The sequence below is a fragment of the Kitasatospora sp. NPDC059088 genome (assembly GCF_042738155.1).
Lineage (GTDB): Bacteria > Actinomycetota > Actinomycetes > Streptomycetales > Streptomycetaceae > Kitasatospora.
This window is the reverse complement of record NZ_JBHYGR010000144.1, coordinates 1-3,407: the sequence shown is the minus strand read 5'-3', so window position 1 is coordinate 3,407 and position 3,407 is coordinate 1. Positions and strand designations below refer to the sequence as shown.

The 3,407-nt window shown below is 76.2% G+C and carries 2 protein-coding genes; both read right to left on the bottom strand.

Going from position 1 to position 3,407, the window contains the following annotated elements; all coding sequences use genetic code 11:
* Window positions 1–146: 146 nt before the first annotated feature.
* Window positions 147–2,417 (bottom strand): pyridoxal-phosphate dependent enzyme, encoded by a 2,271-nt coding sequence (locus tag ACFWXO_RS38495; protein WP_380530100.1) that lies wholly within the window; start codon window positions 2,415–2,417, stop codon window positions 147–149.
* Window positions 2,407–3,407, bottom strand: a 1,001-nt coding sequence (locus tag ACFWXO_RS38490) for a hypothetical protein (RefSeq protein ID WP_380530097.1), incomplete at its 5' end; no start/stop codon positions are given. The genes ACFWXO_RS38495 and ACFWXO_RS38490, both read right to left, overlap by 11 nt.

Sequence of the window (3,407 nt, the reverse complement as noted above, 5' to 3'; positions counted from 1 at the left end):
CGCGGCCCCCCCCCCCGCCGGGGGGCGCGGCCGGCCCGGGCGCGCGCCCCCCCCCCTCCCTCGTACGCCGATTCCTCGTACTCCGACGCCTCGTACGCCGACGCCTCGTACGCCGACGCCTCGTACTCCGGCTACTCGTACTCCGGCTACTCGGCCTCGACCACGACCGTCAGCTCGGCCAGCGCGGCGTCCAGCGCCTCGCCCACCTCCTCGGGACCGTCCCCGACCGCGATCACGTGCCCCAGCCGGTCGTACGCCTCGCGGACCGGCCGCACCGCGCGCCCGGCGGCCGCCGTCACGGTGACCCGCTCCACCCCGGCGACCGCAGCCGCCCGCTCGACGCCCTCGACGGCCGTCAGCCGGCCCTCCCCGGCGGCGATCAGGAACCGGATCCCGGCCGAACGGGACCGTTCCGGGGTCAGGTTCAGCGGCAGCCCGGCGGCGGCCCGGATCTGCTGGTCCAGCAGGTCGATGCCGGTCGCGGGCCGGATCAGCTCCGGGATCATGCCGCCGGCCAGCCGGGCGTTGATCTCGATCACGGCCGGCCCGTCGGCGGTCAGCCGCAGTTCGACGTGCGCCGGGCCGCGCTCCAGACCGACCGCCTCCAGGGCGCGCCGGGCGGTGTCGGCCATCGCCGCCGCCGTCTCCTCGGGCAGCACCGCCGGGAACAGGTGCCCGGTCTCCACGAAGTACGGCAGCTCGCTGACGGTGCGCTGGGTGATGCCGACGCAGGAGGTCCCGCCGTCCGCCCGGAACATCTCGGCGCTGAACTCCGGCCCGGTCAGGTACTCCTCCACCAGCACCGTCCCGGCGCTGGCCTGGCCGCGCACGTTGCGGGTGACGGCCAGCAGCTTGCGGGCCTGCGCGGCGACGGTGGCGACGTCCTCGCACCAGAGCACCTCGTGCGAGCCGGACTCGTCCACCGGCTTCACCACGCAGGGCAGGCCCACCGCCGCGACCGCCGCCTCGACCTCGGCCGGGTCGCGCACCTCGGCGAACCGGGGCTGGCGCACCCCGTGCGCCAGCAGGGTGCGCCGGGTCGCCGACTTGTCCCGGCAGGCGGCCAGCGCCGCCGCCGGGTTGGCCGCCACGCCCAGCCCCTCGGCCAGTGCGGCCGACTGGACCAGGTAGTACTCGCTGGTCGTGGTCACGCCCGCCACCTCGCGGTCGCCGGCGGCCACCTCGGCGGCCTTGCGCAGCGCCTCCGGGTCGTCGGTGTCGCAGACCACCACCCGGGCGCCGGTCTCGGCCAGGCCCTGGTAGCGGGCCGGGTCCACCACGAACAGCACCGGCTCCAGGCCGAGCCGCACGGCCGTGGTCAGCGCGAGCATGCCGGTGCCGGTGGTGTTGGACTCCACGAAGAACAGCAGCGGGCGCTCCCGGCGGGAGATCCGCGCGTACGACCAGGTGCTGACCAGCTCGCCGTAGCGGACGGGGGTGGGCTCGGTGGCGATCACGGGGGTCCGGTCGGCGCCGGCCTCCGCGGCGGTGCCGGACACCACGGCGTCGGCGGCGTACACCGTCTCCACGTAGCGGTCACCGCGGTCCGGCATGATGCCGACCAGCTTGGTGCCGGGCGCGGCGTGCGCCGCCAGGTGGGTCAGCACCCGGTAGACCGAGCCGGAGGTGTTCCCGGCGAAGATCTTCTGCTCCCGGGCCAGCGCCCGGGTCGCGTCGAAGGCCTCGTCGTCGGAGAGCCAGTGCACCTCGTCGATCAGCCGGTAGTCGATGTTGTCCGGGTAGAGGCTGTTGCCGAGGCCGGACTGGCGCCGGGTCGGTACGTCGGGCTGGCCGAACAGCACGCTGCCGACGGCGTCCACGCCGACCACCGTCAGCTCGGGGAAACGTTCCAGCAGGGCCCGGGACGTCCCGCACAGCGAACCGCCGCTGCCCACCGAGCCCACCACCACGTCCACCGTGCCGAGGTCGGCCACCAGCTCCTCGGCCAGGCCCCGGTAGGCCGCCGGGTTCTGCGGGTTGGAGTACTGCTGCGGCCAGAACGCGCCCGGCAGACCGGTCATCAGCTCGGCCAGCAGGTCCAGCCGGGCCGACTGCCAGCCCTGGTCGCCCATCGCCGACACCACGTGCACCTCGCAGCCCAGGGTGCGCAGCTTGGCCAGGGTGATCGGGTCGATCCGCGGGTCGGTGACGATGTGCACCGGGTGCCCGAGGTGGGTGCCCACCAGCGCCAGGCCGAGCGCCATCGTCCCCGAGGAGCTCTCCACGATCGGCGCCCCGGGCCGCAGGGCCCCGGAGCGGCGGGCCTCGGTGACGACCTGCCGGGCCACCCGGTCCTTCATCGCGAAGGTGTTCGCCAGCTCCAGCTTCGCGTACACCTCGACGCCCTCCGGCGCGGGCACCCGCAGCCGGACCAGTGGCGTGTGGCCGATGGCGTCGACGATCGATTCATGCCGCATCAGCAAGCTCCATGTCCTGAAGGGTGAGGGCCCGGACCGTGGTGGTGGTGCCGGGCAGGGTCGAACAGGCCGCCAGGGCGGCGGCGAGCCGGGGCCCGTGGTCGGCGTCGTTCTCGTCCAGCAGGACGCCCAGCAGGGTGCCGCTGTGCGCGCACACCACCCCGGCGGCGCCGACCCGTTCGGCGATCGCCAGCACCGCGTCCAGGTTGCGCTTGGGCGCCAGGCGCTGGTTCAGCACCGCGCTGCGGGTGGTCACCGCCCCCACCCGCGCGAGGTCCCCGGCCCGCAGCGCCGCACCCAGCTCCGCCAGCAGCTCCGCGTACTCGGCGCGCTGCGCCGGGGAGAACACCTTCGGCACCCGGTTGAACGCCACCGTGTCCAGCAGCCCGCCCTCGTCCACCGCGACCACGGTCGCCGCCGGCAGGCCGCCCAGGCGCTCGCGCAGCCGCACCTCGCGGTGCTCGAAGGCCACCACCTCGGGGTGCATCACCCCGTCGGTCGGCTCGATCGGGCGCAGCCAGCGCTCCACCTCGGCGGGCGAGGTGTCCAGGCCCACCGCGGCGCCGACCGCCCGCACGGTGGCCACCAGGTCGGCCGAGGAGCTGGCCATGCCCTTGCCCACCGGCAGGTCGCCGTCCAGCAGCAGCACCCCGCCGGCCGGGCGCCCGCAGGCCGCGAGCATCGCCTCGGCCACCCGCCGGGTCTTGGTCTTGTGCGAGGGGAACACCCGCAGCGGGCCGCCCGGGTCGAGCCGGAAGCGGGCCCGCGCCCAGCGGTCCACCGGCAGCGTCACCAGGAACTCCTGGCCGCCGGGCAGGGCGCCCTGGAGCAGCTCGCCGAAGGTGCCGAAGGCGCGGGCCGAGCCGGTGCGCAGGTCGACGCCGGGGCGGGGGGAGGCGAAGGACGGCCGGCGCGGCGGCGGGACGGCGCCGGCGGACGGGGCCGCCGCCGGGGCCGGGCGCGCGGCGGAGGGCGGGCGCGCGGCGGAGG

Coding starts and splice junctions, on each gene's coding strand:
- ACFWXO_RS38495 (WP_380530100.1), bottom strand. CDS start 2,417: ATGCGGCATGAATCGATCGTCGACGCCATCGGCCACACGCCACTGGTC.